The sequence below is a fragment of the Natronobacterium gregoryi SP2 genome (assembly GCF_000230715.2).
Taxonomy (GTDB): Archaea; Halobacteriota; Halobacteria; order Halobacteriales; family Natrialbaceae; genus Natronobacterium; species Natronobacterium gregoryi.
Genome location: NC_019792.1, coordinates 2215017 through 2239625, shown reverse-complemented (window position 1 = coordinate 2239625; position 24609 = coordinate 2215017). Strand labels below are relative to the sequence as shown.

Here is a 24609-nt window from a genome sequence, read left to right as displayed (position 1 = left end):
GAATCGGTGTCGTTTGTGTCGTTCATGTGGATCGAAACGGGTGCTAGAGGACGAGAACGTCGTACAGCGTCTGTAGGCCGATACCGATCGCGACGATCGTGACGGCGACGCCGAGCAAGTTCTGGAGTCTGCTGTTCGTGTGTTCGCCAAGCAGTTCGTCGTTGTTCATCGCGTAGATGAGAAAGACCGCCAGGATCGGCAACAGGAGGCCGTTTGCGACCTGTGCGAAGACGATCACGTCTACCGGGTTGTAATCCAGTGCCGAGAAGACGATGCCGACGCCCAGGATCGTCATCCAGATCGCCCGAAATCGGGTGGCGGTCAGATCACGTTCCCATCCGAGCGCGCCAGCAGTCGCGTACGCACCGGCAAGTGGCGCACTCATCGAGCTCGTGAACCCGGCCGCGAACAGCCCGATCGCGAAGAACGTGAGCGCGAAGCCGCCGAAGACGGGCTCGAGCTGGTCGGCCATCGCCCCGACGTCGTCGATCTGTGTCCCGTTGGGGAAGACGGCCGCGGCCGTGACGACGATCGCGGTCGTGATGAGTCCGCCGACGACGACCATGCCGACGGTGTCGAACCGACACGCAGCGAGATCCTGGGCACCATCCCACCGTTCCTGGACGGTACTGGCGTGCAAGAACAGGTTGTAGCCGACGACGGTCGTGCCGACGAGCCCGGCGATCAGGTAGGCCGACCCCTCAGGGACCGTGGGCACGAGGCCGACCGAGAACGACCCGACGTCTGGACGGACGACGACGGCGTTGAGCACGAACGCCAGTCCCATGACGACGACGAGACCGACGAAGACTCGCTCGATCAGTTTGTAGTTACCAGTCCACAGCAATCCAGCGGCGACAACGCCGATAAGCGGCCCCCAGACGTTCTCACTGATGCCGGTAATCGTCGAGAGACCTGCTGCTCCCCCGACGATGTTGCCCGTCTGGAACGCTGCCGTCCCGACGCCGATCGCGCTCACGACGAGCGCGACTGCGACACCCTTTAGGAGTGGATGCGTGAATTCGTCTCGAAGCGCCTCACCGAGCCCCTCGTTCGAAACTAATCCGAGCCGCGCGCTCATCTCCTGAAGAACGATCGTCGCCAGAATCGAGAACGCAATCGTCCACACGAGCAGATAGGCATACTCCGCACCGATCACGCTCGCTGTCGTGACCGTTCCCGGTCCGACGAACGCCGCGGCGACGAGCGCACCCGGCCCGATCGACTTGATCTTGTCTACGACACTCATCTTACGGCCGCATACTACCTTCCATATGCAATAAAAATATCGTTAGAGAGTAGAAGAACGTCCATTGCAGTTCAACACTGTGTGACATATGGGCGCTATTTGTGTGATTATGTGCTGGGCAGTAGTACTGTCCAAACTGCAGACGGGCCGTCGGTCCCCGTAACGGTCAGTCAGGACGGGAGAGTTCGCTTTGGGCCGGCGGTGTGGTCGAACCGCCGGGACTCGCCGGTGACCCAGTCGGAACTCGCTCACGCGCGACGATTCCGGCGTCCGATCCCGAAAGCGATTCCCTCCCGAGAATCGTTACGCCAGTATGAACGATTCCGACGAAACCGACACAGACCACGTCGTCACCGCCTTCCTCCGGCGGCGAGGCAAGGCCCTCCTGTTGTGTCGTAGCGATACCGTCGACACCCATCGGGGAATGTGGGGTGGCGTCTCCGGCTTCCCAGAAGGCGACCCGGACGAACAGGTGGTCGCCGAGATCCGGGACGAAACCGGCCTCGAGGAAACGGACGTCTCGTTCGTCCGCGCCGGCCGGCCAGTCGAAGTCGCCGACGAGGACACAGCGCGTGAGTGGGTCGTCCACCCGTTTCTGTTCGACTGCGACGACCCCGATATCGAACTGAGCGAGGAACACGACGAGTACGCCTGGCTCCCGGCGACGACGATCCTCGAGGCGGTTGGCGAGGACCTCGAGACAGTGCCAACGCTCTGGACGGCGTACGAACGCGTCGCACCCACGGTGCGATCGATCACTGCGGACGACGAGCACGGTGCGGCCACCCTCTCGATTCGGGCGCTCGAGGTGCTGCGGGACCGGGCGGGAGTGCTCGTCGCCGAACGCGACGAGTTCGGCGTCGATCCGGAGGGCGAACGCGACGAACTGGCGGAACTGGCCGGCCGATTACTCGAGGCCCGACCCGCGATGGCCGTCCTCCGGAACCGAGTCAATCGGGTGATGGCTGAAGCTGATCTCGACGACGGCGCGAGTGCGGTCCTCGAGTCGACGCTCGAGGGGATCGACCGCGCGCTCGCGGCCGACGACGAAGCCGCGGCGACAGCAAGCGAGGTCATCGACGGAACGGTTCTGACGCTCTCGCGGTCCAGCACCGTCGGTGACACACTCCGGCAGGGCGATCCCTCGCGCGTCTTCGTCGCCGAATCCAGGCCGGCACGGGAGGGTGTCGACGTGGCCGAGGAACTGGCCGCGGACCTCGAGTGTCCCGTTACCGTCCACACCGACGCAGCGGTTGCACACGTCCTCGAGCGCGAAGCTGTCGACCGCGTCCTCGTCGGTGCCGACACGATTCGGCCGGACGGTGCCGTCGTGAACAAGACCGGGACGCGCGCCGCTGCACTCGCGGCCAGCCACGAAGCCGTTCCCGTCACCGTCGTCGCCGCCACCGATAAGGTCTCGACCCGCGAGGAACACAACCTCGAGTCCGGCGACCGGGCGGCGGTCTACGACGGTGACACCGCGCTCGACGTGCTAAATCCGACGTTCGACGTGACACCGCCTGCCGTCGTCGACGCGGTCGCCGCCGAACGCGGCCTGCTCGAGGACGACGGGATCGAGGACGTGGTCGCGGAGTTGCGCGACCTCGAATCGTGGTGACCTAGTGGCGGGCCAAGCCTGAACTGATAGGTCGAATCTGGCGGTGTCGGTCGATTCGGCCCGTCAGTCGACGGTTGGGACGGTACTAGTGCTTTGGCAAGCCTGAACTGCTGGGTCGAGCCCGGTCGTGTGGCCTGGGTCAGCTCGTCAGACGGTTTGCTGTCCGTCAGTTCCGGTGTGGCCGCGAGTCTGCCTGCGGTCGCGCCGGGACAGCGGGACAGCAGTCCGTCTCAGTCGGTGGCTGGGTGGGACTGGACAGGACGCACTGTCGTGAGGTTTTTCCATACGACGGTCCTATCGATAAGAGGTGGCGATGACGAAAGTTACCCCCGCTTAGCCCCTTGTGATGAGACCGTTCACCGAGCCACCGTCGCTTTCCTCGTAGAGAGACATCTGAGGCGTCGATCCTTGCAGCGTCGTTGCGTTTCAGACGGACCGCTGGAACCGTCTTGGTGCAATGGTTCGGGTCGCAGTTGCTCCGGAACTGATGGACAGAAAGCCGTCGTAGTCCGGGGCCGCCACACGACAGCGCTTGTGACCGCTGTTCTTCCAACGCGAGTGGTTTCGTGTTCGTCGTCGGGCCGACCGAGAGCAGTTCGGCGGACGGCGTTTGGGTCAGAGTGTGCCACGTAGCGGCCGAGGTGTCGACGATTGGAGATGCGTTACGCAGAACAGACCGCGACCGACGTCTCTCGGCCTCGTGTTTTTCTTCTTGTTCCAACAGCCCAGCCATTATTTAGGTTAGCCGAAATCAAAGCAGATATGTAGTTTTAGGGGTGCCTAAATAATATGTGGCGGAGTTCGAACGGGAGCCGTCGGCAACGATCCGGTAGTACAGCAGGTGACGACTCGAGTTCGATCGAAGCGGACCGACAGCCGAGCGAAGGCCGATGACGGAGACGAGAGCGGAGAACGGGTCGGTTGGGCAGTCGTCCAAGTCGACAGGGAGCCTCTCGGTCGACTCGAGTCTGCTGTCGGTCTGTCTGGGAGGATCGGCGATCGTCATTCTCGGTGGTCTCGTCCAGTTACGATACGGTGCGTACTCGATGACGTTCGCCGAGGCCTGGCGCGCGCTGTTTGACTCGACAGTGCTGCTGGATTACCGGTGGCTGCTCAACTTCTTCCTCGGTGAAGGGTTGATGGAGGCGCTGACCGGGTACAACGTCGAACAGTTGCCGGAGCTCTCGACGGCGACACACATCGTCTGGAACCTCCGGCTACCGCGGGTCATCGTCGCCGTCCTGGTCGGAATGAATCTCGCTATCTCCGGCGTGATCTTCCAGGCGGTCACGCGAAACGAACTCGCGAGCCCGTTTATTCTCGGAGTGTCTTCGGGGGCCGGGCTGCTGGTGTTGCTCGTCCTTACGGTCTTTACGGGACTGACCACTGTCCTTCCGCTCGTCGCTTCGGCCGGTGGTGCGCTCGCGTTCCTCATCGTGTACGTCATCGCCTGGAACAACGGAACGAGCCCGGTTCGACTGGTACTTGCGGGCGTCATCGTCGGGACGGTCTTTGGCTCGTTCCAGACTGCACTGTTCGTCTTCACCGACGACATCGGTGTCGTCCAGCAGGCCATCGCGTGGTTGAACGGCTCGCTGACCGGGACGAACTGGCAACACGTGCGGATCGCACTTCCCTGGTCGCTCGTCTCGGTCGGGCTCGCATATCTCGGCTCACGGCAGCTAAACGTCCTCCTGCTGGGTGAAGAGACGGCGTCGTCGCTTGGCATGTCAGTCGAGCGCGTTCGCTTCGCGCTCTCTGGCATCGCCGTCCTCGCGGCCGCCGTGAGCATCGCTGTTGCCGGCATCGTCAGTTTCGTCGGGCTAATCGTGCCTCACATGGTCCGCAACATCGTCGGCAGCGACAACAGGAAACTCGTGATCGGCTGTCTCTTCGTCGGCCCGGCACTGATGATCTCCGCCGACGTCGGTGCCCGACTCGCACTCAATCCCGTCCAGATCCCCGTTGGGATCGTAACGGGGCTGATCGGCGGTCCGTACTTCCTCTACCTGATGCGCAAAAAACAACAACTGGGTGAGCTTTGATGGCGATAGACTCGAGACTGACCACACGAGACGACGCGGAATCGGCCGCCCCCGAGACGGACGACCCACCGTATCTCACCGGTACCGATCTCCGGATCGGCTATCCGAACGCCGAGGAACCGGTCCTCGACGGCGAGTCTGTAACCGTCCCCGAGGGCGAAGTGACGGCACTCATCGGTCCGAACGGCAGCGGCAAGAGCACGCTCCTGAAAGGGATCGCACGCCAACTTTCGCTCGAGTCCGGCACCGTCTTTCTCGAGGGCAACGACGTACACGACCTCGAGAAGAAGGCCTTTGCCAGGAAGGTCGGTCACCTCTCCCAGGAGAACGTCTCGCCCGATGGGTTGACCGTCGCGGAGCTCGTCTATCACGGTCGATACCCACATCGCGGGTTCTTCGAGTCCGTCACGGACGAGGACCAGGCGGCCGTCGATCGAGCGATTTCGCTTGCGGGTATCGGCCATCTCCGCGACCGGCCTCTCGGTAGTCTGAGCGGCGGGCAGAAACAACTCGTCTGGATCGCGATGGCGCTGGCCCAGGAGACCGACGTTTTGTTGCTCGACGAGCCGACCACGTTCCTCGATGTCCACCACCAACTCGAGGTCATGGAGATCGTCGAGACGCTGCGCGATCACAGTTCGGTGACGGTCGTCCTCGTCCTCCACGACATCGAACAGGCGGCTCGCTATGCCGACCACCTGGTCGCTCTCGAGGACGGCTCGATTTACGCCAGCGGTCCGCCGGACGACACGCTCACGGAGGCGCTTCTCGCGGACGTGTTCCGTATCGAGGCCGACGTGGAGGAGGGGGAACGCGGACCGACGATCACGCCGCTTGGGCCGCTTCACGAGGACTCGAGCGACGAGAGCGTCGAACGATAGTCGCCTCGTTTTCGTCCGATTCGGGACGATCCGCGACCATTCTTTTAGGGCAGCCTAAATAGCCACATTCTTATTCTTTTAGGTGTGCCTAAAACATGTATGGTGAATCGACGACGCGTCCTCGCAAGCAGTGCAAGTCTCGCAGCCGCCGGCGTTGCCGGCTGTCTCGGCGGCGAATCCGATCCAGCCGACGACTCCGGCTCGAGTGGACCCAACGATGAGAACGGCGACAGCGGCGGTCAGTCCTACGAAGTCTGTCTCGAACCGGGCGGCTGCCATACGTTCGACGCGGTGCCGGAGTCGTTCTTCGTCATCCCCGGTTCCCAAGAGGACATGGCGATGTCGCTCGGACTGCAACCGGAGGCACACGCCTATCCCCACCGAAAACCCTACAAGTTCTACGATCAGCTACCCGGCGTCGACATCGACCTCGACGACACCCTCCAGTACGGCGAGGGCGAATCAGCCCGCAACTACGACAAAGAAATCTTCTACGAGGTAGACCCCGACGTGATCCTCGCCGACCCCCGGATGCTCCAGAACTACTCGAGTTGGAGCGACGCCGACATGAAAGAGATCGAGCAAAACGTCGCCCCGTACCTCGGTTCGTACATCCGGTTCGACTACGAGGGTGAACAACCCTACTACACGCTGTACGAACTCTTCGAGAAGGTGACGGAGATCTTCCAGCGCCAGGACCAGTACGAGGCGTGGATCGACCTCCGCGACGACTTCATGGCCGAAATCGAGGCGAACCTGCCGCCGGAAGACGAACGACCGACCGCGGCCGTATTCTGGCGCGGAATCGACGCCGACGCCGGTCTCTTCCAGCCCGCACCGATCAGCGAGAAACGAAACGACGTCCGCAGTTTCCGGGATCTCGGTATCGAGGACGCGTTCGCGGACAGAGACATCGAGGGCGATGTCGGCTACGAGACGCTGCTCGAGATCGATCCCGACTATCTCGCCGCGCTCAACCTCTCGTCGATGACCGGCGAGGAGTGGCACTCCCAGGTCGTCGAACCGCTCGAGGACCACTCCACTGCGAGGACGCTGTCGGCGGTCCAGGACGGCAACGTCGTCCGTGCCTCGGGACAGTTCATGGGACCGGTCACGCATCTGTTCTCGACGGAGGCACTCGCAAAGCAGGTCTATCCCGACCGGTTCGGCGAGTGGCCGGGTGACTCCGCGGATATCCCCGAAGACGAACAACTGTTCGACCGCGAACGGATGGCCGACATCGTCGACGGGAATCTGTGACCTGCCGGCGGACCGAGCGGAACGGCCAACGGGGAGCGAAGTGGCCCGTGAGCCAGAAGAGAGAACGGACGGAAGACGGGTTTCGTGAGCGAAGCGAACGACGGCCCGGAAGGCCAGCCCGCAAACGGAGTGAGCAGGAACGTCTGCCGTTGCTGTTTGTCGAACCGTTACCGAGGCGTGGCTTTGCCACGCTACAGCGTACCATTTCGGTTAGAAGAACTTGAACAGATCGTCCCGCTGCTGTTCGTGGAGGTGTTCGCGGACGGCCTCGTTCAGCGGTTCGATCTGTCCCTGCTTCGCCGTAATCGGTGCGATCGTCTCCTGCCACTGTTTCCAGGGCGGGTAGAGGCCGAGCCGGTCACAGAGTTCGTTCAGCCGTTCGTCTCTGTCGTCGACCTTGTCCATCTTGTTGACCGCGACGACGACCGGAATCTCGAGGTCTCGCAGGAAGTGAAACATCTCCACGTCGTAAGGGATTTCGTCGGGGCCGGAGTGACGGTCGATGATGTCGATCACGCTCTTGCCGTCGACGACCAGGACCGCCACGAGGACGTTCTCGGCGTACTCCTCTAGGTAGTGGACGATGTTGGTCTTGATCTGTTCACGGTGATCCTCGTCGACGCCGCTCATGAAACCAAAGCCGGGCAGGTCGGTGATGACGAAGTCTTCGGAAGCCCAGTCGTAGTGATTTGGCTCGCGAGTAACGCCTGGACTCCCCCCGGTGTCGAAGTCGTGGCCAGTCAACTCGCGCATGAGCGTGGACTTGCCCACGTTCGAGCGACCGACGAGGGCGACCTCGGCATCGCGGTTGGGACGCGTCTCGAACATGCACGGTCGTACGGGCGTCGCGGGTATATACGCGGTGATCGGCTCCGCCGCTGCTCTCGAGCAGGTCGTCCGTGCGACGACCGAGACGGACGAAACGAGAACGACGCCGAGGCCGAACGAAACCGCAACGAGAACGGCGATAGCGACGATTCGTGTGGTCGACGGGGTCGTCTCGAGGTCGACGTGTCGGGCGTCCAAACCGGGCGAGCGACACGCCACCGGCGGGCAGTCCAGTGCCGGCGAGTGTGAGCCCCCGTCGGCAGTTCCGATCGCGCCTCCCCCACAGGGCAGCGACGAACGCCAGGACGACCCTCGAGGTGCCGGCGAGGAGGGCGACAGCGAACACGAGCAGGCGGCGAACCACGGTGCAAATCGCTGGCTCACCGTCCGTAGCTCTGCCCGAGTGACGAACTGCTACTACCGGACAACGACGTGACGATCGGTCGCTCTGCTGGGGCCGTCACCGGTGGAGACGGCCGCGAATTCGTGGCCGACTCCGTATCGACTTCTGACCGACAGTCTGACTACTGGAACTCTCGTCACCTGGAACGGACGGTAGTCAGGACAGGAGATGGGACGAGTCGGAGCTACCGGGATTCGAACGCCGCGTCGAAAGCGCCTCCAATTATGACCTCCGGGGTCCTCACCCATCCACGTGCGTCTCGTTCAGTTGACGGTACCGACGGGAAAGCGAGAGACGGTTCTCGAGACGCTCGAGGATCGTGGCATCGATTACGTCGTGACCGACGAGGAGAGCAAGCGGGAGTATACGGCGGTCGTCTACTTTCCGCTGCCGTCGCCAGCGGTCGAACCCGTCCTCGACGAACTGCAGGAGACGGGGATCGACGAGGACGCCTACACGGTCGTCGTCGACGCGGAGACGGTCGTCTCCCGGCGGTTCGCTTCGCTTCGCGAGGAGTACGAGAACGGCGACGTCGAGTCAGACCGCATCTCACGCCAGGAACTCCAGAGCGAAGCGGAGTCGCTGACGCCGACGTTCAGCGTCTACGCGATCATGACGATCATCAGCGCCGTCGTTGCGACCGCGGGCCTCTTGCTCGACTCGCCGGCGGTCGTCGTCGGTTCGATGGTGATCGCGCCGCTTATCGGCCCGGCGCTCGGGTTAAGCGTCGGGTCCGTGATCGACGACGAAGAACTGTTCCAGGAGAGCCTTCGATACCAGATCCTCGGCATCGTCCTCGCAGTCGCGGCGGCCGCCGTCTTCGCCTGGCTGGTCCGCGTGACCAACATCGTCCCACCCGGGCTGGACATCAGTGCAGTCGACGAAATCGCCGAACGACTCGCACCCGACCTTCTCTCGCTTGCAATCGCGCTCGGTGCTGGCGTCGCAGGGATCATCAGCATCGCGACCGGGACGGCCGTCGCCCTCGTCGGCGTCATGATCGCTGCAGCATTGATCCCGCCTGCAGCAGCAGCGGGAATCGCCATCGCGTGGGGACAGCCCTCGGCAGCTATCGGCTCGACGGCGCTCGTGTTGGTCAACGTCCTCTCGGTGAACCTCGCCGGCCTGCTCACACTGTGGTACGTCGGCTACCGGCCCGAGAATCTGTTCTCGCTCGGCGAGACCGAACAGCGCGTCCGCCGTCGGGTCTTCGGACTCGCCGCAATCGTCTTTGTCTTCGCACTCTTCCTCGGCGGCATCACGTACGCCTCCTACGTCACCGCGACGTTCGAGGAGAACGCCCGCGAGGAGGTCGAACTCGCCCTCTCGGAGGAAACGTTCGCCCAGTACCAGCTGCTCGAGTTCGAGGTCGTGATGGACGACGAGTATCCGTTCGTGAGCCCCGAACGAGTGATCGTCACGATCGGCGGTCCACCGGAGGAGTCACCGCCGGAGCTCGCGGATACGTTACGCGAGCGAGTCAATCAACACACTGAGGACCCGGTCGAGGTCGAGGTCAGGTACGTCAACGTGATCGGTGGGTAACGCTGTCGGTCGGCGTCCCCGTCGGACCGGTCGCTCCCAAACGTCTTCGTCTCGTCGACCGTGTGCCGAGACCGAGCGCGTATTCCCAGCCGGTGGCAACGAGCGGTATCTTGACCGACGGCAGTCGTGTTTCGAACGGGAGCAACTCGCGTCCCGATCACCCATGACCACTCGAGACGACGAGCCCGTGGCGACCGACCGTGACGGTCTCGAGTTCGTGTGGTTCGACCGGCGAGAACCGCGGATCGGTCAGAGTCGCCTGTCGGGCGGCGATTTCGACGGCCGCGGAGATGGGGCCGCCGTGCTCGAGTCGTCCACAACAGCCCCGCAGTCGGCCGCCGCGCTCGAGCGTGACGAACGCACCGCTGTTTGCTGACACTTCGCCGTCGAGCGGACGGGTCGTCGATCCGACCGATTCCGTCTCGTCGCCGCCAGCTGTCGAGTTCCGAACGACACTCTCGACCGTCCGGCGAGCGAACCCGACGAGTCGCTTTACGGCGTCTGGATCGAGCACGTTCTATCACCGATTCGGACGTACATCCGGCCGTGATAGCATTCGAGTGACGATTTTCACCGTGCAGGAATCGGTCGCTACGGACTCCCGTGCTCGCCGTCGAAACCTGGGACGACGCCGGCGAGGCCGTCGGAACTGCGACGGCAGGGCGACCGCAAGAAAGCGGTGGAACGGTGGGCGTCCGGCGCTTCACTCGTCACGACATCGAGGCGCGGACGGAGAATTCGGGAGTCGGCCGGTGGAACGGCCCTACTGGTTTTCGCCCACTCGCGTGGGCTGGTACGTGTTCGTTTTGACCAGTTCGACCATCAGTTTTCGCTCGACCTCACTGAGTCGCTGGGAGACAGCCGACCTCGAGATGTCGAGTTCGTCGGCCAACTCTTGAAGCTTCACCTCCCGTGGGCGATCGTAGTACCCCTTTTCGACTGCGAGGGCCGCAGCCTCCCACTGTTTTGCAGTCACGTTCTCGACGGTTACCCTGTCGATGGTCATCGACGACGTGTGACTACAGTTTTGCCAGTCGAGCGAGAACTCGACGTCGCTCTCGAGCGTGTTGACGACGTAATCGAGTACGTCACGGCTCGCAGCTTCGTCCGACAGGGCGAGACAGAGCTTGACGTGCCCTGGCTCGCCGTCGTCGTCGACCGGGGTACCAATTGTCATGTTTCTGATGGTCGGATCGAGTCGTGACTCGTGTCGTGTTTTCGGGTCGTCGTCTTCGCGCTCGCGCGCTCGAGCATCGCGTCGACTTCCTCGTCTGTCGGCCCCGCAACACCCTCGCGTCGTCTGACCGCCTCGAGACAGTCACAGACGAGCGTGGCGCAATACGTGTGGAACGGAGCCGATGCAGCAGCGTCATCGACGAGCGTTCGAAACGCCACGAGCCAGTCGAAGTGGTCTCGAACGAACGACTCGTAGGCGTCTCGGTTCCCCGAACGGACGACCACTGCTGCGTACTCGAGTAACAGCGCCAGATGGTCGGCAGGATACGCGTCTGGCGGTGAGACATCGAGCGCCTCGTACCGCGCTCGCATCTCGACGGCGGATGGGCCGTTGAGTAAGCCGTCCGACCCCTGTCCGTCGTGCCACTCTTTGTAGACGGACTCGATCGGCGGCGCGTACGGCGTTTCCATCGCTTCGAACAGGGAGATGTACTCGCTGTCGAGCGCGGCAGTGGTCTCCGGAAGCAGTTCCACGGTATCCGGTGGTGCCGGAAGATCGAGGTCGAGCGACTCGGCCAGCTCCGTCAGCTCCATTTCGAACCGGCCGGTCTCGACGTCCTCGTAGAACTGCTCGTCGGGGTGTTTCAGACACTCTGCGAGGAAGGTGTACAGCGATGCCCACTCGTCAGCGTGTCGGATCTCGCCCACGTCGTCCGAGCAGTCTCGTTCGACCCCGACGTCTCCGGCGCAGCAGTGTGAATTGTGGGTCATGGTTATACTGGTGCTGCAAGCGGTGCGCTAACGCCCATCATCAGAGCGAGGAAGCGAAGCGCAAGTCCCCCGAGCACGACGAACGTGAACTTCGTCGTGTAGACTCGGCGGACCATCTTGCGAAGGCCATCATCACCGTGGACGTCCTTTTGGCGTTCGACGACCAGCAAAGCGCCCGAAAGGACGAGCGGCAAGACGAGGCCGACAGCGACGACCCCACCCCAGAACAACAACGCGTAGTCGTTCATCAACAGCTCGTAGGAGGCGAGGGATGCTGGCCCACCGCTCGCGAGCGCCGAAACCAGCAGCGCCAAAACGACGATCTCGAAGAGGATGACCGCGTCGTCGATGAGGCTGAACGTCGTAATCCTGGTTCCCTCGAGCCCCTCGAAGACGACCGTCAGTCCAGCCGTCGCCGCCATTCCGATCGAGAGGCCACTGGCGAGAAACAGGAACGGTAGCAACGTTCCGTCCCAGGCCGGCACGAGCCAGGAAACGTCGCTCAACAGCAACGCCGTGTACACGACGAGAAGCACGGAGAAGAACGCCCCGACGACGTGGACGGCCAGCCGGCCGGTCGTACCAGGGTTCGACCACGTCGCGAGTCGCGCGAGCCACGTGTCGATCGGCAGTCCGACCGTCTCCTCGATCCAGCCCGTGATCTGTCGAAGGAACATACTCGGACGTTCCCCGTCGTCGTGGCCCCAAACGAGCCAGAACAGTTGGATAACCGCGATGAGGGTAAATAGGATGAGGGTGTAGGTCCCGATCACGAGCCACGACCCGAAGTTGACGAACAGCACGGGGAAAAGCAGTGCTCGTAACGGTGCACCGAGGTGGCTAAACAGGACGATGCCACCGACGGCGATCGCAACGATCGCTGCGAGCATCCCCCAGCGAGTCGTATCTCGCATCGAGTCGGCCAGCGATTCGTCTGAACTTCGATACCCCATCACGTCGGCCAGGAGTCCGGTGAGATACGCACCACCGGCTAGGCCACCGAAAAACAGGTAGACGATGATCTTCCAGTCCCAGTGGCCTTCTGGCAGCCAGATCAATCCGTCCATTTGTTCTATCATGGCGATCACTCGGACGGCTCCGTGGTCGGGATAGATTCGCCGTCTGCCGACGTCACCGGTTCGACGACGAACATCGCACCAGCACTATCATCACGGTCGTGATACTCTTCGGCCGCCTTCTCGGATGCGTTTCTGAGGATCTCGTTGATCGGTCCAGCCTCGAGTGCGTCGCCGACACAGTTGTCGACACAGGCTGGTGTGTTCCCACCGTCTTCCTCGCGTTCGCGTGGTGGTTTTCCGTGTCCGTCACCCGCGCCTTCGCCGAGACAGAGGTGACACTTCTCGAGCAGGCCGTCGTCGCCGTACACCGCTGCGCCGAACGGACAGGCGTAGCCACAGTAGTGACAGCCGATACAGGCGTCCTGGTTGACGGTGACGATCCCGTCGCTTTCCCGTTTCTCGATCGCGTGGGTCGGACAGACGTCCCGGCATGGCGGCTCCGAACAGTGGAAACACGACATCGAGATGGAGACTTCCTCGTAATTGGGGAACTCTCCCTCGCTGACGTGTTCCATCCGTCGCCACTTCGGCCCGTCGGTGTCGGTGTCGTTACGAACCCGACACGAGACCGTACAGGCGTGACAGCCCATACACTTCTCCGGATCGAAGTAGAACCCCCACTGTTCGCTCATTAGTTGTCACCTCCGAGCGGCGTTACTTCGACAGGGTGGAACCTGGCAGTCATACCACTGACCGGTTCGACGTGTCGCTCTTTGTTGATATCCATAAGGTTTGCTCCCTCTCCGTCCGGCTGAATGGAGTCCTCGCCGAAGCCAGAGACCATGCCAGTGAATCCTGGCCGGATGCCTTCGTAGACGTGGGCCATGAGCTCGACCTCACCATCGGGCGAGGTGACACGGACCATGTCGCCGGTCGAGATATTGCGAGGCTCGGCGTCGTCGGGATGGATGTGCAGGTAATTCCCGCGGTACTCCTCGTATGCGAGCCCGAACCGATCCGCGTACTCTTCGAGCGATTCCGGCAGCGCCTGGCAGTGCGCTCGAGAGAGTTGCTCGGCGAAAAAGTCACTGACCAACAGTGGGTACTCGTCGTCGGTCGTCTCGCCGTAGTGTTCGTCGTCCGGCGGATGCCACTCGGGTGCCGTACTGGCTCCCATCTCGTCTGCGAGTGCAGCGTACGAGTCGTTGGGCTCGAGGTCGAACTGGAACTTGCCCGTTTCGGTGTCGAACCCGTCTTCGCGCCACTGCTCGTATCCGACTTCCGAGACGATCTCGTAGCTCTTCTCGGCGAGCTCGTCGAACGACAGCCCGATCGCCTCGAGCTGTTCGTCGTAGTATTCTTTCCCGCTGTCCCACGGGAAGTACTCGCCATAGCCCATCTCCTCCGCGAGGCCCTTGTAGATCAGGTAGTCTTCCCGACAGTCACCGATCGGCTCGATGATCGCGTCGGAGGCCGTCGCCCAGCCGTTCGTGGAGTAGGCGTTGTCGCCGCCAGTGTCGAGGAACGGCTGTTCGAGCGTCGACGCACCCGGGAAGACGACGTCGGCACGCTCGGCGACGGCACTCCAGAAGGCGTCGATGGTGATGACCAGGTCCATCTCCTCCATCGCCTCGAGCCACTCTTCGGTGTTCCCGCTCAGGGCTGGTGCCGACCAGTTGTTGACCATTCCCCGGAGGTCGCCTCGCTCGACGGCTTTCGGAACGAGGTTGTGTGAGACGTCACGGACGTGACGCTGGAACGGGTAGTCGTCGTAGTCCGGCGTCGGCTTGTCTGCGTGGTTGGACGGCACGTCGATGCCCCGTTTCTCGTGGGGGTCGTCGAGACTGAATCCAGCAGACCACATGCGCGTTCCGCCCTCGCGGTCGACGCTGCCAATCAGCCCGTTGAGGGCGTGGATGTTCTGGCAGTTCTTGAACCCGTTGCTCTGCCAGGCGAGCCCGGTCCACGGGAACGCGAACGAACGCGGTGCAGACTCGGCGAGCCCGATTGCGATTTCGCGGATGACATCTGCGTCGACGCCGGTGATCTCTTCGGCCCACTCGGGCGTCTTGCCCTCGACGGCGTCACGATACTCGTCGAAGCCGTAGGTCCAGTTCTGGACGAACCCCTCGTCGTAGAGTCCCTCTTCGATGATGACGTGTCCCATCGCCAGCGCGAGCGCGCCGTCGGTCCGTGGCTCGATCGGAATCCACTTGTCGGCCACTTCGGCCGTCTTCGTGTACCGTGGGTCGATACACACGAGGGTCGCGTCGTTTTTCTCTTTGGCGTCGAGGACGCCTTTCGGCTGGTACTGGCCACGGAAACTCTCCATGACGTTGCGCCCCCAGACGATCATGTACTCGGAGTTCCGGTAGTCTGGGTACTCGCGGCCGTAGCCGGCCATCCACGCCCAGGAGTCGGAGAACGGGCCGTGACACGTCGTCTTCCGACCGACCCGGAGCGGTGCGCCGTAGATGTTCTGGAAGAACGTGTCGTGCCAGGCACCGCCGATCGGATACCCCTGATAGCGGAGGAACTTCTCCGGCCCGTGTTCGTCCGCGAACTCCTGCAGTCGGTCTGCTGCGTAGGAGAACGCCTCGTCCCAGTCAGCAGCCCGCAACTCACCGTCCTCACGAATGTACGGTTGCGTGATTCGGTTCGGGTTGTACGTCTTGTCCAACTGTGCCATCCCCTTCGAACAGAGCGTCCCCTCTCGGCCCTCGCCAGCGCTTGCCTTCGGATGGCCGTCGACGCCGGTCAGGTCGATCGCTTCGCCGTTCTCGAGGGTGACCTCCATTCCACAGCTTGCACGACAGATATGACAGTTGTTGTTCGCAACCGCTCGGTTAGCGGTTGGATCTCCCGCTGGTTCCTCCCCACCGACACACCCTGCAACGCTTGCAGCCGTTGCCGCAGCGGTTCCCGCGAGGAACGTACGACGATTGATGGATGACTCGTTGCTACTCATGCAAACCCCCTCCAGTTTGTCGTAGTCATGACTCCACTAGGGTGTAGGGGCGGGAAGGCCGAGGCCTCAACTGCTCAAATTCACCTCTTTTATGTACACTCCGGACGAACCGCCTTCATATTCGCCCCTTTAGGTTCAGCGGCGGTGCTTCGTGACTAGACCGACGAGACAGGGAAGGCGCGAGTCCGTCCGGCCGAAGCCGACGTACCGGTGCCGAACAACGACCCAGACGGTTTATGTCGGTCGGTTCCGACGCACCTGCGACCCGACGTGGTCGTACCAGGAGTCGGCACAGTGATCCGTACCGGAGTCCCGGATCACTGGGAAGCCGGTGCCGGACTACTGAGACACTTCTGTGGATCGTCGAGGAGGTCGAGGACGATCTTTCGTTCTGCAGACCTGAGACGCTGTGAGACCGTCTTTTTCGACACGTCGAACTCGTCGGCAAGTGCCTCGAGATCGGCACCGCGTGGTCGGTCGTAGTAGCCGGCGTCGACTGCCTGTGTAAGCGTTTCACGTTCTTTGGTGGTAAGCTGGCTACAGTTGACGGTCCGCAAGTCACAGACGTCGTCGGTACTGCATAGATCGGCGATGCGGATGACGGCCACGTTTCCGAGCCTGGAAAGTTCGGTCACGATGTCTTTGAGCGTCTCTCGATCAGCGGGATGGGCTTGCAGTCGAATGCGCGGGCCGGAGACGTCGACGATGAGAGCTGGGCAATTGTACTCCTCGAAGATCGAATGGAAACACTGCTCGTGGATCGAGTTACTCGCGCACTCTGCCCGAAGATCCTCGGACTCCTCTGGAAGTCCCTGCACGAGAACGACACAGTCGCCGTTCATCTTCTTTCGGTGGACGGACGATGCACAGTCACAGACACTGGTTAGTTGGCATGGATGATCGTCGGGGAGTGTGAGATCGAGCTCGATGCACAGTCCCCTGACTTCCCCCTGAGAAATCATCGACATATCCTACTTGTTCCCCTATAAATAGATACTGCTTTCTCTGATATATACATCCCTTTATATGGTTTGGGCAGTCGTGGCGACAGGACACCGCGTTCGGGCTCGTGACAGTCCGTCGCTCCTGCAGACGTCCCGACACACCACCCCAGTATTGGGAGACTATTGGAAAACTGCCATGAGTCGATGCGGCGTTGCCGTCACTCTCGAGACACAGAAGCAGGCACATAAACACCCTCTATTCAGAGGTTCCTGGGTGCTTGTTTGTGTGTACTAGCGAGCAAGACTGTCATTTCGAGGGGATGGTCCCGCCTGGAATTTTGGGTCAGTTACTTTACTATCGGCAGTATGGTGTTGTACAATGAGTGCTTCACGAGCAACGGCGGTAGTAGACACAGACCGGCGGCTTAGCATGGCAATTATCGACTACGTCGCTCGACGAACCGACACCGATCCAGTCGAACTCGAGCCACTCTACGACGCGATCGATCCCGACGCTCTCGACGCGTTGGCTGCCTCCGACGCGTTTACTAGCCTCGAGTTCGAGTATGCGGATCGAACGATCGAAGTCGAAACCGCCGACGGCGAGTTTCACGTCTCGTTTGCGGAGGTGGGCGTCACCGCCGACGAGCAACGAACGACCGTCGATACCGGTTCGTCGCCGTCGCTATAGGAGTTTCTTCTGTCCCGTGAGGTCGTCGCCGAAGAGTCGAGTACCCCCTCCCCTCTCGCGTCGGTTGCCGTGGCGGCGGTAGGCGGATGTCTGTCCGCCGGTTCCGGCGCAGTTGCCGGGCGAGTCGTGGCTGTGCCGGTCCGTCGGTCCCGCGTTAGCCACCGGAATCGACACTCGCCGGCACCTGGAGACAACACTCCGTATCAGACTGGCGGACAGCCACGAAGATCGGGCGCTCTGTTGGGGCTGTCACCGGTGGAGACGGCCGCGAATCCGCGACCGGCTTCGTATTGTCGTCTGCCGACAGTATCAGTCCTCGTTGCCGCGGCCTTCCGAGTCGGACCCGGTCGACGACCTGGAACGGTCCGACTCGAGTGGCGGGTCCGACGGCCGATACGGGATTGCTGCCTCGGGGCCGAACAACAACAGTCCGACGCGGCTCGCCTCTGCCCGTATTTCGCGGACGTGTCGTATCGCCTCTCGGCGAGTATCCTCGTTTCCGTCTTCGAGTGTCGTCGCTTCGCCAGTTCGAAGATCCGCAAGGAGACTTCGGGTAAGGCGGTCGATAGCCTCGAGTTGGTCTTGGATGGATTCGTCGGTTCCACCGTCGGGGTAGGTCCGGGTCGATACGGCCTGTCGATTGAGGCGTTCGTGACCTCGTGAATCATCAGTCGGCATGACTTTCGGTTTGCTGGAACGGCGAGGATCGACACGCCACCGACACTTTGGTTTGCCGGTGAGTGGATCTACACTGTTCCTGTGGCAAACAGATCTGTTTCCAGGCAAGTAAATGTACCGACGACATTGTTTGTATCTCAAATTATTTTGTTTGCACGCGAGATAGGATGAAAATGGTCAAACGGGGAGAGAGCGTCGTCGGAAAAAATGCGTCCGAGGTTAGCCGACTGGATGACGCCAGTCGACAGGGACATCCTCGAGTTGTTGTACAACAAGGGTGGGGCCCACGAACTCGTCCTGTCACCTCGGATAATCGCAGAAAACACAGACTGGAGCCGACAAACCGTCCGAGAACACCTGATGTCGCTACGGACGCACGATCTCGTCGAGTATTACGACGAAACTGGCGGGATCTACCGGCTCTCGGATCGTGGCCGAGCGTATCTCGAAGGCGAACTCGATGCCACCGAACTCGAGGACGACGACTAACCTCACACCGGCTCTCGCAGCGCCCAGACGTCCGCAGTCGGCTCGAGGGTGCTCGGCTCTGCGCCGCGGTCCGTGAGGATGCCGGCGTGGTACAGCATCGCTTTGAGCTGAAAGACCGTCGGCGAGTGGTAAACCTCGCCATCCTCGAGTGCCGGCCGGCGCAGTTCGCCGTCTTTCGTCAGGACGCGCCGGCGAACGTCGTCGTCGCCACGAACGAACAGTTCGACGGTAAAGGAGGGGTAGTGTTCGTGGAGCCAGACGACGGTGTCGACGAGCGACGGCTCGGTGATTCCCTCGTCGTCCATCGCCTGCAGTTCACGGACGAGTAGCGCCGTCGCTTCGTAGTCGAAGACGACCCTGCGGGCCAGTCGCCCCCACGCCGGCGCGAGGTCGACGAACCGTTTTGGCGAGCCGTGCCACTGTTCGAACTCCTCGAGTGCCGACTCGACGCTCCCGTAGCGGGCCGTGGCGAACCGGATTACCTCCTCGCCGAGCGACGTCAGGTCGACCCTGGGGCCGTCCTCGATCAGACCGAGAAAGGCAGCGCCACGTTTGGCGTCTTCGACGGCACTGACAACCCTGTACTCCGACAGCAGCGTCGCAGTGTCGCCGTCAGCGTAGTGTGCCAGCACGTATCCGAGGTAGTTCTTCGGGTGGTTCAGGCCAAAGGAGGCGTCCGCGACCCCCTGTGTCCCAGCCTGGAACCGCAACGCCCTCGCCTCGGTCGTCGTTCGATTGCCGACGACGCGAGGGACCTCGAGCGCCTCGACGTTTCCCGCCGCGTCGACGCCCAGCACGCCGACGTTGAGTTCACGCGCGAGCGTCCGATCCGTCTCGGAGACGACGCCAACCGGCGCAGCGAAGTAGGCCGCGTTCGCCTCGTGGAGCCGATCGTAGGCCTGGACGATCCCGAGTTCCGTGTCGACGCCGCTGCTCGTGTATCCTTTCGCCTCGATGGCGATCAACGGCGGTTCGTCGCCGAGTCGGTCGACCGCGAGCAACTCGGACTCGAGGTTCCCCACGCCGACGAGGTCGGGGTAGCCACCGCCGATCCGGACGTGGTTGAACGGCGCGAGTCGATCACGGACCGACGAATCGATTGGCTCTCCAGGAAGCCACTCGTCTTGGGAGAACTGCGTGTCGGCGACGACATAAGAGCCGTCCGTGTCGCCCGGAAAGAGCCGCCGCTTGGTGTGTGCGAGTACCTGCGGTTCCGACAGCGACCCGGCCGCACTGCTCATACCGTCGGATTGGTCACGGCCCTCAAGAACGTTCCGACGAGTGACTCGTCTCGAGTTCACCGACGACGCCACCGGCCAGCGACCCGAACACTCCCGACCTATCCGGACTGCTGTCCCGCCGTCCCGGCGCGACCCCAGGCGGGCTCGCGGGCCCGCCGGCACTGACTGACAGCAAACCGTCTCAGGCAGCGCGACGGAACCCCCCATCGGTCGTGTCGGGCCAGCGTATTTTGTCCCTCGAACCCGTCGATTCTCACGTGAACTACACCCAGGATACGTTCGTCTTCGACGACGACTGTGGGTTCTGTACCTGGTGGGCCGAGTTCTTCGACGAGCGCACCGACCTCCGGATCGTGGGGTTCAGCGACCTGTCGCCCGAACTCCGGGAGCAACTGCCGGAGAACTACGAGGCCTGCTCGCACCTGGTGACCGACGAGTGGGTGTACTCCTGTGGCGCTTCGATCGAGGAGGCGTTCGTCCGCGCCAACGTCGCCACACCGCTTCGTGACGTCGTCCTGTTTCTCAGGAACTTCGAGGAGTACGGCCGTCTCCGCGAGTGGGGGTACCGGTCGGTCGCCGACCACCGGGCGCAGTGGGGACAGGTCGTCTCGAAGACCCCGCCAGTGAGACGGACCGACGGCGACGACTCGAGGCCGAGCGAACGGTAGCCGTGGCGTCGTGAGCGACGCACGCGGAGGTAGAGACTATGTTGGCCCGGTGTGAAGTACCCGCTATGAAACGACTCTCGATCGACGACCTAGAGCCTGAGCCGTACGACGAGGATCTCCACACCGACCGTCGCGACCTGACGGAGCCGCTGTCGCTCGAGGGCGTCTCGGTCGTCCAGTACGCCCTCGAGCCGGGCGAGCGGTTCAGCGGTGCGGCTCACGCCCACCCGGATCAGGAGGAGGTGTTCGTCGTCCTCTCGGGCGAGGCGACGTTCGAGGTCGGTCGGGAGGCGGACGACGACGGGCCGCGAACCGTTCGGATCGGCGAGAGCGAGGCGGTACGGTTCGCGCCCGGCGAGTTCCAGACAGGGTGGAACGACGCCGACGAGCGACTCGTCGCGCTGGCGTTCGGCGCACCCCGCGACTCGACGGACATACGTATCGATCGCATCCCCGTTCTCGGGGAGTCGGTCACGTGCCCCGACTGCGGACACGACCACATGCGGATCGGCGACGAGGGGCTCGTCTGTCCCGACTGTGGCGCGACCACGACCGTCGAGGAGTGAGAGACGGTCTCGAGCGTCGCCGGAGTCGCGTCGACGGTGATCGACGGGCAGCCGTCGGCCGACTCGTGGACAGCACGGAGCGGGCGTGTCCGCCGGTGGGGCGGACACGGGGTGGGCGTTCCAGCACACCCGGAACCGACTGCCGCCTACCCGTCGAAACGTCGCTGTGTCGATCAGAGATACCCCAGATCCGCCAGCCGGTCTTTCGTCCCCGCCTGCATCTCGACGTCGCCGTCCGTGGCGTCCTCGGAGAGCGGGCCGAATCGCTTTTCGAGTCGATTCCGCAGTCGCCTGGCTCGCTCTGGTTCGTCCGCGACGACGTTCGTCGACTCGGCGGGGTCGCTGGCGACGTCGTGGAGTCGCTCGAAGCCGTCGCTGCCCTGGACGTACTTGTACTCGTTCGTCCGGACGGCCCGAAGTCGACGGTCGAACTCGCGGACGCGGTCGGGAATCGAGTCCGCGCCAAAGCGGTTTTCGAGGCGTTCGATCGACGGCTGTGGAGCGACGTACTCGGCGAAGACCGCGTCTCGAGTCGACGCCGTTCGGGAGTCGGCGACGAGCGGGACCCACGACCGCCCGGAGCCCTGCTCGCGGAGTTCCGGATCGTCGACGCCGGCCGCCTCGAGCACGGTCACGGGGAGGTCGAGCAACTGGACGAGTTCGTTCCGTCGTCCGCCGTCGGTGAACGGGCCGCCGTGGGCGACCAGCGGGACGTTGATCAAGGTGTCGTAGAGATTGTACTGGTGGCCAAAAAAGTCGTGTTCGCCGATGTGTTCGCCGTGATCGCCACAGACGACGAGCAGGGTGTCCTCCCACTCGCCGGCGTCCTCGAGGGCGGTCCGAATCTCGGCGAGTTGGTCGTCGACGTACGCGAGTTCGGCGCGGTACAGGCCACGGAGCGCGGCGAACTCCGGTTCCGAGAGGTGGTACTCGCCACAGTCGTAGGCGCGTGGGTCCTGCCGGATGGTGGTCGCGTCCTCGTAGGTCGTCTCGTCGGGGAGGAACCGTTCGGCGTACTCGCGTGGCGGATCGTACTCGACGTGGGGTTCGATGAAGTTACAGAACAGGAAGAACGGTCGGTCGTCGGTTCGGCCGGCGAGCCAGTTTGCGATCCAGGTCGTCGACCGGTCAGCGCCGTCGTCGCCGGTCGGCTGGAAGAGTTCGCTGTAGAAGATGTTGACGGCGTTGACGAACGGGTTGCCGTCGAAGAGGTGGGTACGAGTCGCCTGAAGTTTCTCCTGGACGTCTTCACCACGGACGACGGCCCCCATGTCCGAATCGGACTGGACGTACTGCCACCCTTTGCGCAACTCGTCGAACCCGCGGTGGAACCCGAACTCTTCGGTGAGCCAGGTGTTGTTCGAGACGCCGATGGTCTGAAATCCGGCGTCGGCAAACGCCTCGGGAAGCGTTCGGAGCGTCTCGTCGAGATAGGTGTGGCCGCCGTGGGCCCCGTGCTCGGAAGGATACGCTCCCGTAAACATCGAGGCGTGAGACGGGAGCGTCCAGGGAGCCGCCGCGAAGGCGTCGTCGAAGGCCGTTCCCGCGTCGGCGAGCCCCGTCATCGTCGGCGTCGTTCGATCACCGACGCTGCAAGCGCGGGCCGTGTCGAGAACGATCAGGACAACGTTCCGCACAGTATCGTGTGACTCGGCGTCACTTCCGTTGGATTCCGCCATGGGTAGGACACTTCCACCCCTCACGGGGAAGGCCGTCTGCCCGGACTATGCAGGTACAACGGACTACCGAGCGGCGTCATCCGGAGAAATACGCCTCGAGTCGCCCCGAAACTACCGTTCTCGAGAGCACGTGGCGCACGCCCCCCCCCCCTCCCCCGAGATTAATACTGTCGGTCTGGAAGCGATGCGAGCATGGCCGACGAAATCGACGATCCGACCGAACTGCCATCGACCGCCGGCGACTTCGCCGAATCGTACCCCGAAATCTGGGAAGAGTACGCCGCCCTCGGCAAAGCGTGTTCGGCCGGCGGGCCAATCGACGACGAGACGAAACGCCTCGTGAAACTCGCCGTTGCCGTCGGGACTCAGTCGGAAGGAGCCGTCCACTCTCACGTCCGGCGAGCACTCGAGGAAGGCGTCGAGCCGGAGACGCTGCGACACGTCGCGGTCCTCTCGATTCCGACGATCGGATTCCCACAGGCGATGGCCGCAATGAGCTGGATCGACGACCTGATCGACGAGTAATACTGCTGGACAGAACTATCCTGGGAGTTCGCCGGACGGGTCCGGTGAATCCTCTTCATCGAGTTCTTTCCAGCGATAGCGATGCCTCTAACTCCGTGGCGCGGATCGTCGAGTACGAACGATGCCCACGCCGCGGACACCGTCGTCGACTTCGAACGAACGAGCGCTACGTGCGTTCCGGATCGCCTACGACGGCACCGACTACTACGGCTACCAGCGCCAGCCGTCCGTTCCGACCGTCGAGGACGCCATCTTCGAGGCGCTTCGCTCGCTCGAGGTCCTCGCCCCCGACGCCGAGAAACCCACCGGGTACGCCGCCGCCGGACGAACCGACAGGGGTGTCTCTGCGCTCGCCCAGACGATCGGACTCGAGACACCGGACTGGCTCACGCCACGGGCGTTCAACGCGGCGTTGCCCGCCGATGTCCGGGCGTGGGCGAGCGCCGACGCGCCCGAGGGGTTTCACGCGACCCACCACGCGACCCGCCGAGAGTACACCTATCAGCTGTACGCGCCGCCGGCGGACGGTGGCACGTCTCGCTCGCTCGAGTCGTCGGACTGCGTCGACGACGAACTGGTCCAGGCTGCCTGCCGGGCCCTCTCGGGCAGTCACGACTACCACAATCTCACGCCAGACGACGATCCCGACCGAACCGAACGGACGCTGTCGATCGAGGCGATCCGAGACGGCGACTACCTCGTCGTTACCGTCGCTGCCGATGGCTTCGCCCACCAACTCGTTCGACGCCTCGTCTCTCTCGTCCAGGAAATCGGGACCGGCGCGTCGCCCCTCGAGAAGGTCGACCGCGTCTTCTCGCCCGAGCCGCTCCCCGGACCTGAAGGCGTCGCTCCCGCACCGCCGGAGCCGCTCGTGTTGACCGGCGTGGCGTATCCGAATCTCGCGTTTACCGTCGACGAGCCGGCAGCCGAGAGCGCACAGGCAGTGTTTGGTGAACGCACACTCGAGCGACGGACGGGAGCACGAGTCGCCGGGCAGTTGGCAGCCGGTGTCGGCACCGATCGTGACCTGTAACGGTGCCCGCGGCAGTTGCAGTCGGACGAAGAGGCTTTTTACCCCCAGTACACAGTTCGGCGCATGGAACTGTCGCCGGAAGAGTACGATGCATACTGGCGTGCGTCGATCCGCGTCGCTGCCGGAGTCTTACTTTTCGCACTCGCCGTACGCATCTCGTCGCCGTTGCTCGCTCACCCGAACGCCGGAGCCGTCGTCTTCGGAGCGTTCCTGTTTGCCGCACTCGTCTTCGCCGGCTGTTTCGCCGTGATGCTCGGCGTCGCTCGAGTCGTCAGGACGGCCGTCGACGCCGAGATGCGCGGCTGAGCTGGGCTACTGGCGGCCAGCTCCGG

General features: G+C 63.1%; 25 protein-coding genes. 13 read left to right on the top strand and 12 right to left on the bottom strand.

Annotation, left to right across the window (positions count from 1 at the left end):
- Positions 1-43 precede the first annotated feature (43 nt).
- Positions 44-1249, bottom strand: a complete 1206-nt coding sequence (locus NATGR_RS11185) for an Nramp family divalent metal transporter (protein ID WP_005579386.1) — start codon at positions 1247-1249, stop codon at positions 44-46.
- Between the two features lie 313 nt (positions 1250-1562).
- On the opposite strand from NATGR_RS11185, the gene NATGR_RS11180 reads away from it, so the two are divergent.
- The 4 genes from NATGR_RS11180 (at position 1563) to NATGR_RS11165 (ending at position 7053) form a co-directional block, all read left to right on the top strand.
- On the top strand, positions 1563-2867 hold the full coding sequence (locus NATGR_RS11180) for an NUDIX domain-containing protein (RefSeq protein ID WP_005579385.1): 1305 nt from the start codon (positions 1563-1565) through the stop codon (positions 2865-2867).
- Between the two features lie 890 nt (positions 2868-3757).
- On the top strand, positions 3758-4912 hold the full coding sequence (locus NATGR_RS11175; RefSeq protein ID WP_005579384.1) for a FecCD family ABC transporter permease: 1155 nt from the start codon (positions 3758-3760) through the stop codon (positions 4910-4912).
- Positions 4912-5793 carry an ABC transporter ATP-binding protein gene (locus NATGR_RS11170; protein WP_005579383.1) on the top strand — a complete coding sequence of 294 codons (882 nt, stop codon included), beginning with the start codon at positions 4912-4914 and terminating at the stop codon, positions 5791-5793. Before NATGR_RS11175 ends, NATGR_RS11170 begins: the two co-directional genes overlap by 1 nt.
- Positions 5794-5892: 99 nt before the next feature.
- Entirely contained in the window at positions 5893-7053 is a 1161-nt protein-coding gene (locus NATGR_RS11165) for an ABC transporter substrate-binding protein (protein WP_005579382.1), read from the top strand.
- A gap of 210 nt (positions 7054-7263) precedes the next feature.
- On the opposite strand, the gene engB is transcribed toward NATGR_RS11165, so the two are convergent.
- Complete coding sequence (gene engB, locus NATGR_RS11160; protein ID WP_005579381.1) at positions 7264-7881, bottom strand: GTP-binding protein EngB; 618 nt, start codon at positions 7879-7881, stop codon at positions 7264-7266.
- Here engB and NATGR_RS11155 point away from each other — a divergent pair.
- Positions 7880-8317 carry a hypothetical protein gene (locus NATGR_RS11155; RefSeq protein WP_005579380.1) on the top strand — a complete coding sequence of 146 codons (438 nt, stop codon included), beginning with the start codon at positions 7880-7882 and terminating at the stop codon, positions 8315-8317. The genes engB and NATGR_RS11155 overlap by 2 nt on opposite strands.
- 219 nt (positions 8318-8536) lie before the next feature.
- Positions 8537-9829, top strand: coding sequence for a TIGR00341 family protein (locus NATGR_RS11150; protein ID WP_005579378.1), 1293 nt, complete (start codon positions 8537-8539; stop codon positions 9827-9829).
- Between the two features lie 157 nt (positions 9830-9986).
- Here NATGR_RS11150 and NATGR_RS11145 read toward each other — a convergent pair whose 3' ends face one another.
- The 7 genes from NATGR_RS11145 to NATGR_RS11115 form a co-directional block, all read right to left on the bottom strand.
- Entirely contained in the window at positions 9987-10343 is a 357-nt protein-coding gene (locus NATGR_RS11145; protein ID WP_005579377.1) for an AMMECR1 domain-containing protein, read from the bottom strand.
- Between the two features lie 249 nt (positions 10344-10592).
- On the bottom strand, positions 10593-11006 hold the full coding sequence (locus NATGR_RS11140) for a helix-turn-helix domain-containing protein (protein WP_005579376.1): 414 nt from the start codon (positions 11004-11006) through the stop codon (positions 10593-10595).
- Positions 11003-11776 (bottom strand): TorD/DmsD family molecular chaperone, encoded by a 774-nt coding sequence (locus tag NATGR_RS11135; RefSeq protein WP_015233595.1) that lies wholly within the window; start codon positions 11774-11776, stop codon positions 11003-11005. The genes NATGR_RS11140 and NATGR_RS11135 overlap by 4 nt, the downstream gene beginning before the upstream one ends.
- 2 nt (positions 11777-11778) lie before the next feature.
- Positions 11779-12855 (bottom strand): NrfD/PsrC family molybdoenzyme membrane anchor subunit, encoded by a 1077-nt coding sequence (gene nrfD, locus NATGR_RS11130; RefSeq protein ID WP_015233594.1) that lies wholly within the window; start codon positions 12853-12855, stop codon positions 11779-11781.
- A 5-nt stretch (positions 12856-12860) separates the two neighbouring features.
- Positions 12861-13487: a 4Fe-4S dicluster domain-containing protein gene (locus NATGR_RS11125; RefSeq protein WP_005579373.1), complete on the bottom strand. Its 627-nt coding sequence runs from the start codon at positions 13485-13487 to the stop codon at positions 12861-12863.
- Positions 13487-15763 carry a molybdopterin-containing oxidoreductase family protein gene (locus NATGR_RS11120; RefSeq protein WP_074929681.1) on the bottom strand — a complete coding sequence of 759 codons (2277 nt, stop codon included), beginning with the start codon at positions 15761-15763 and terminating at the stop codon, positions 13487-13489. The genes NATGR_RS11125 and NATGR_RS11120 overlap by 1 nt, the downstream gene beginning before the upstream one ends.
- 317 nt (positions 15764-16080) lie before the next feature.
- Positions 16081-16725 carry a helix-turn-helix domain-containing protein gene (locus tag NATGR_RS11115; protein ID WP_015233593.1) on the bottom strand — a complete coding sequence of 215 codons (645 nt, stop codon included), beginning with the start codon at positions 16723-16725 and terminating at the stop codon, positions 16081-16083.
- Positions 16726-17086: 361 nt separating this feature from the next.
- On the opposite strand from NATGR_RS11115, the gene NATGR_RS11110 reads away from it, so the two are divergent.
- Positions 17087-17398 carry a HalOD1 output domain-containing protein gene (locus tag NATGR_RS11110; protein WP_254773528.1) on the top strand — a complete coding sequence of 104 codons (312 nt, stop codon included), beginning with the start codon at positions 17087-17089 and terminating at the stop codon, positions 17396-17398.
- 309 nt (positions 17399-17707) lie between these two features.
- On the opposite strand, the gene NATGR_RS11105 is transcribed toward NATGR_RS11110, so the two are convergent.
- Positions 17708-18076, bottom strand: a complete 369-nt coding sequence (locus NATGR_RS11105; protein WP_005579369.1) for a hypothetical protein — start codon at positions 18074-18076, stop codon at positions 17708-17710.
- Positions 18077-18283: 207 nt separating this feature from the next.
- Here NATGR_RS11105 and NATGR_RS11100 point away from each other — a divergent pair, with 207 nt between their 5' ends.
- Entirely contained in the window at positions 18284-18565 is a 282-nt protein-coding gene (locus NATGR_RS11100; protein ID WP_015233592.1) for a winged helix-turn-helix domain-containing protein, read from the top strand.
- Between the two features lie 2 nt (positions 18566-18567).
- On the opposite strand, the gene NATGR_RS11095 is transcribed toward NATGR_RS11100, so the two are convergent.
- Positions 18568-19806: a hypothetical protein gene (locus tag NATGR_RS11095; RefSeq protein WP_005579367.1), complete on the bottom strand. Its 1239-nt coding sequence runs from the start codon at positions 19804-19806 to the stop codon at positions 18568-18570.
- Between the two features lie 257 nt (positions 19807-20063).
- Here NATGR_RS11095 and NATGR_RS11090 point away from each other — a divergent pair, with 257 nt between their 5' ends.
- Positions 20064-20474, top strand: coding sequence for a DCC1-like thiol-disulfide oxidoreductase family protein (locus NATGR_RS11090; RefSeq protein ID WP_005579366.1), 411 nt, complete (start codon positions 20064-20066; stop codon positions 20472-20474).
- Positions 20475-20539: 65 nt separating this feature from the next.
- Positions 20540-21040, top strand: a complete 501-nt coding sequence (locus NATGR_RS11085) for a cupin domain-containing protein (protein ID WP_005579365.1) — start codon at positions 20540-20542, stop codon at positions 21038-21040.
- A gap of 173 nt (positions 21041-21213) precedes the next feature.
- On the opposite strand, the gene NATGR_RS11080 is transcribed toward NATGR_RS11085, so the two are convergent.
- The gene (locus NATGR_RS11080; protein WP_005579363.1) at positions 21214-22719 is read right to left on the bottom strand and encodes a sulfatase; all 1506 of its coding nucleotides are present in this window, start codon (positions 22717-22719) and stop codon (positions 21214-21216) included.
- A gap of 192 nt (positions 22720-22911) precedes the next feature.
- Here NATGR_RS11080 and NATGR_RS11075 point away from each other — a divergent pair, with 192 nt between their 5' ends.
- From NATGR_RS11075 to NATGR_RS11065, 3 genes are all read left to right on the top strand, one after another.
- A complete protein-coding gene (locus NATGR_RS11075) occupies positions 22912-23244 on the top strand; it encodes a carboxymuconolactone decarboxylase family protein (RefSeq protein WP_005579361.1) in 333 nt (110 codons plus the stop codon).
- A 121-nt stretch (positions 23245-23365) separates the two neighbouring features.
- Positions 23366-24277 carry a tRNA pseudouridine(38-40) synthase TruA gene (gene truA / locus NATGR_RS11070; RefSeq protein ID WP_005579360.1) on the top strand — a complete coding sequence of 304 codons (912 nt, stop codon included), beginning with the start codon at positions 23366-23368 and terminating at the stop codon, positions 24275-24277.
- A 63-nt stretch (positions 24278-24340) separates the two neighbouring features.
- Positions 24341-24583 (top strand): hypothetical protein, encoded by a 243-nt coding sequence (locus NATGR_RS11065; RefSeq protein ID WP_005579358.1) that lies wholly within the window; start codon positions 24341-24343, stop codon positions 24581-24583.
- The last annotated feature ends 26 nt before the right edge of the window (positions 24584-24609 follow it).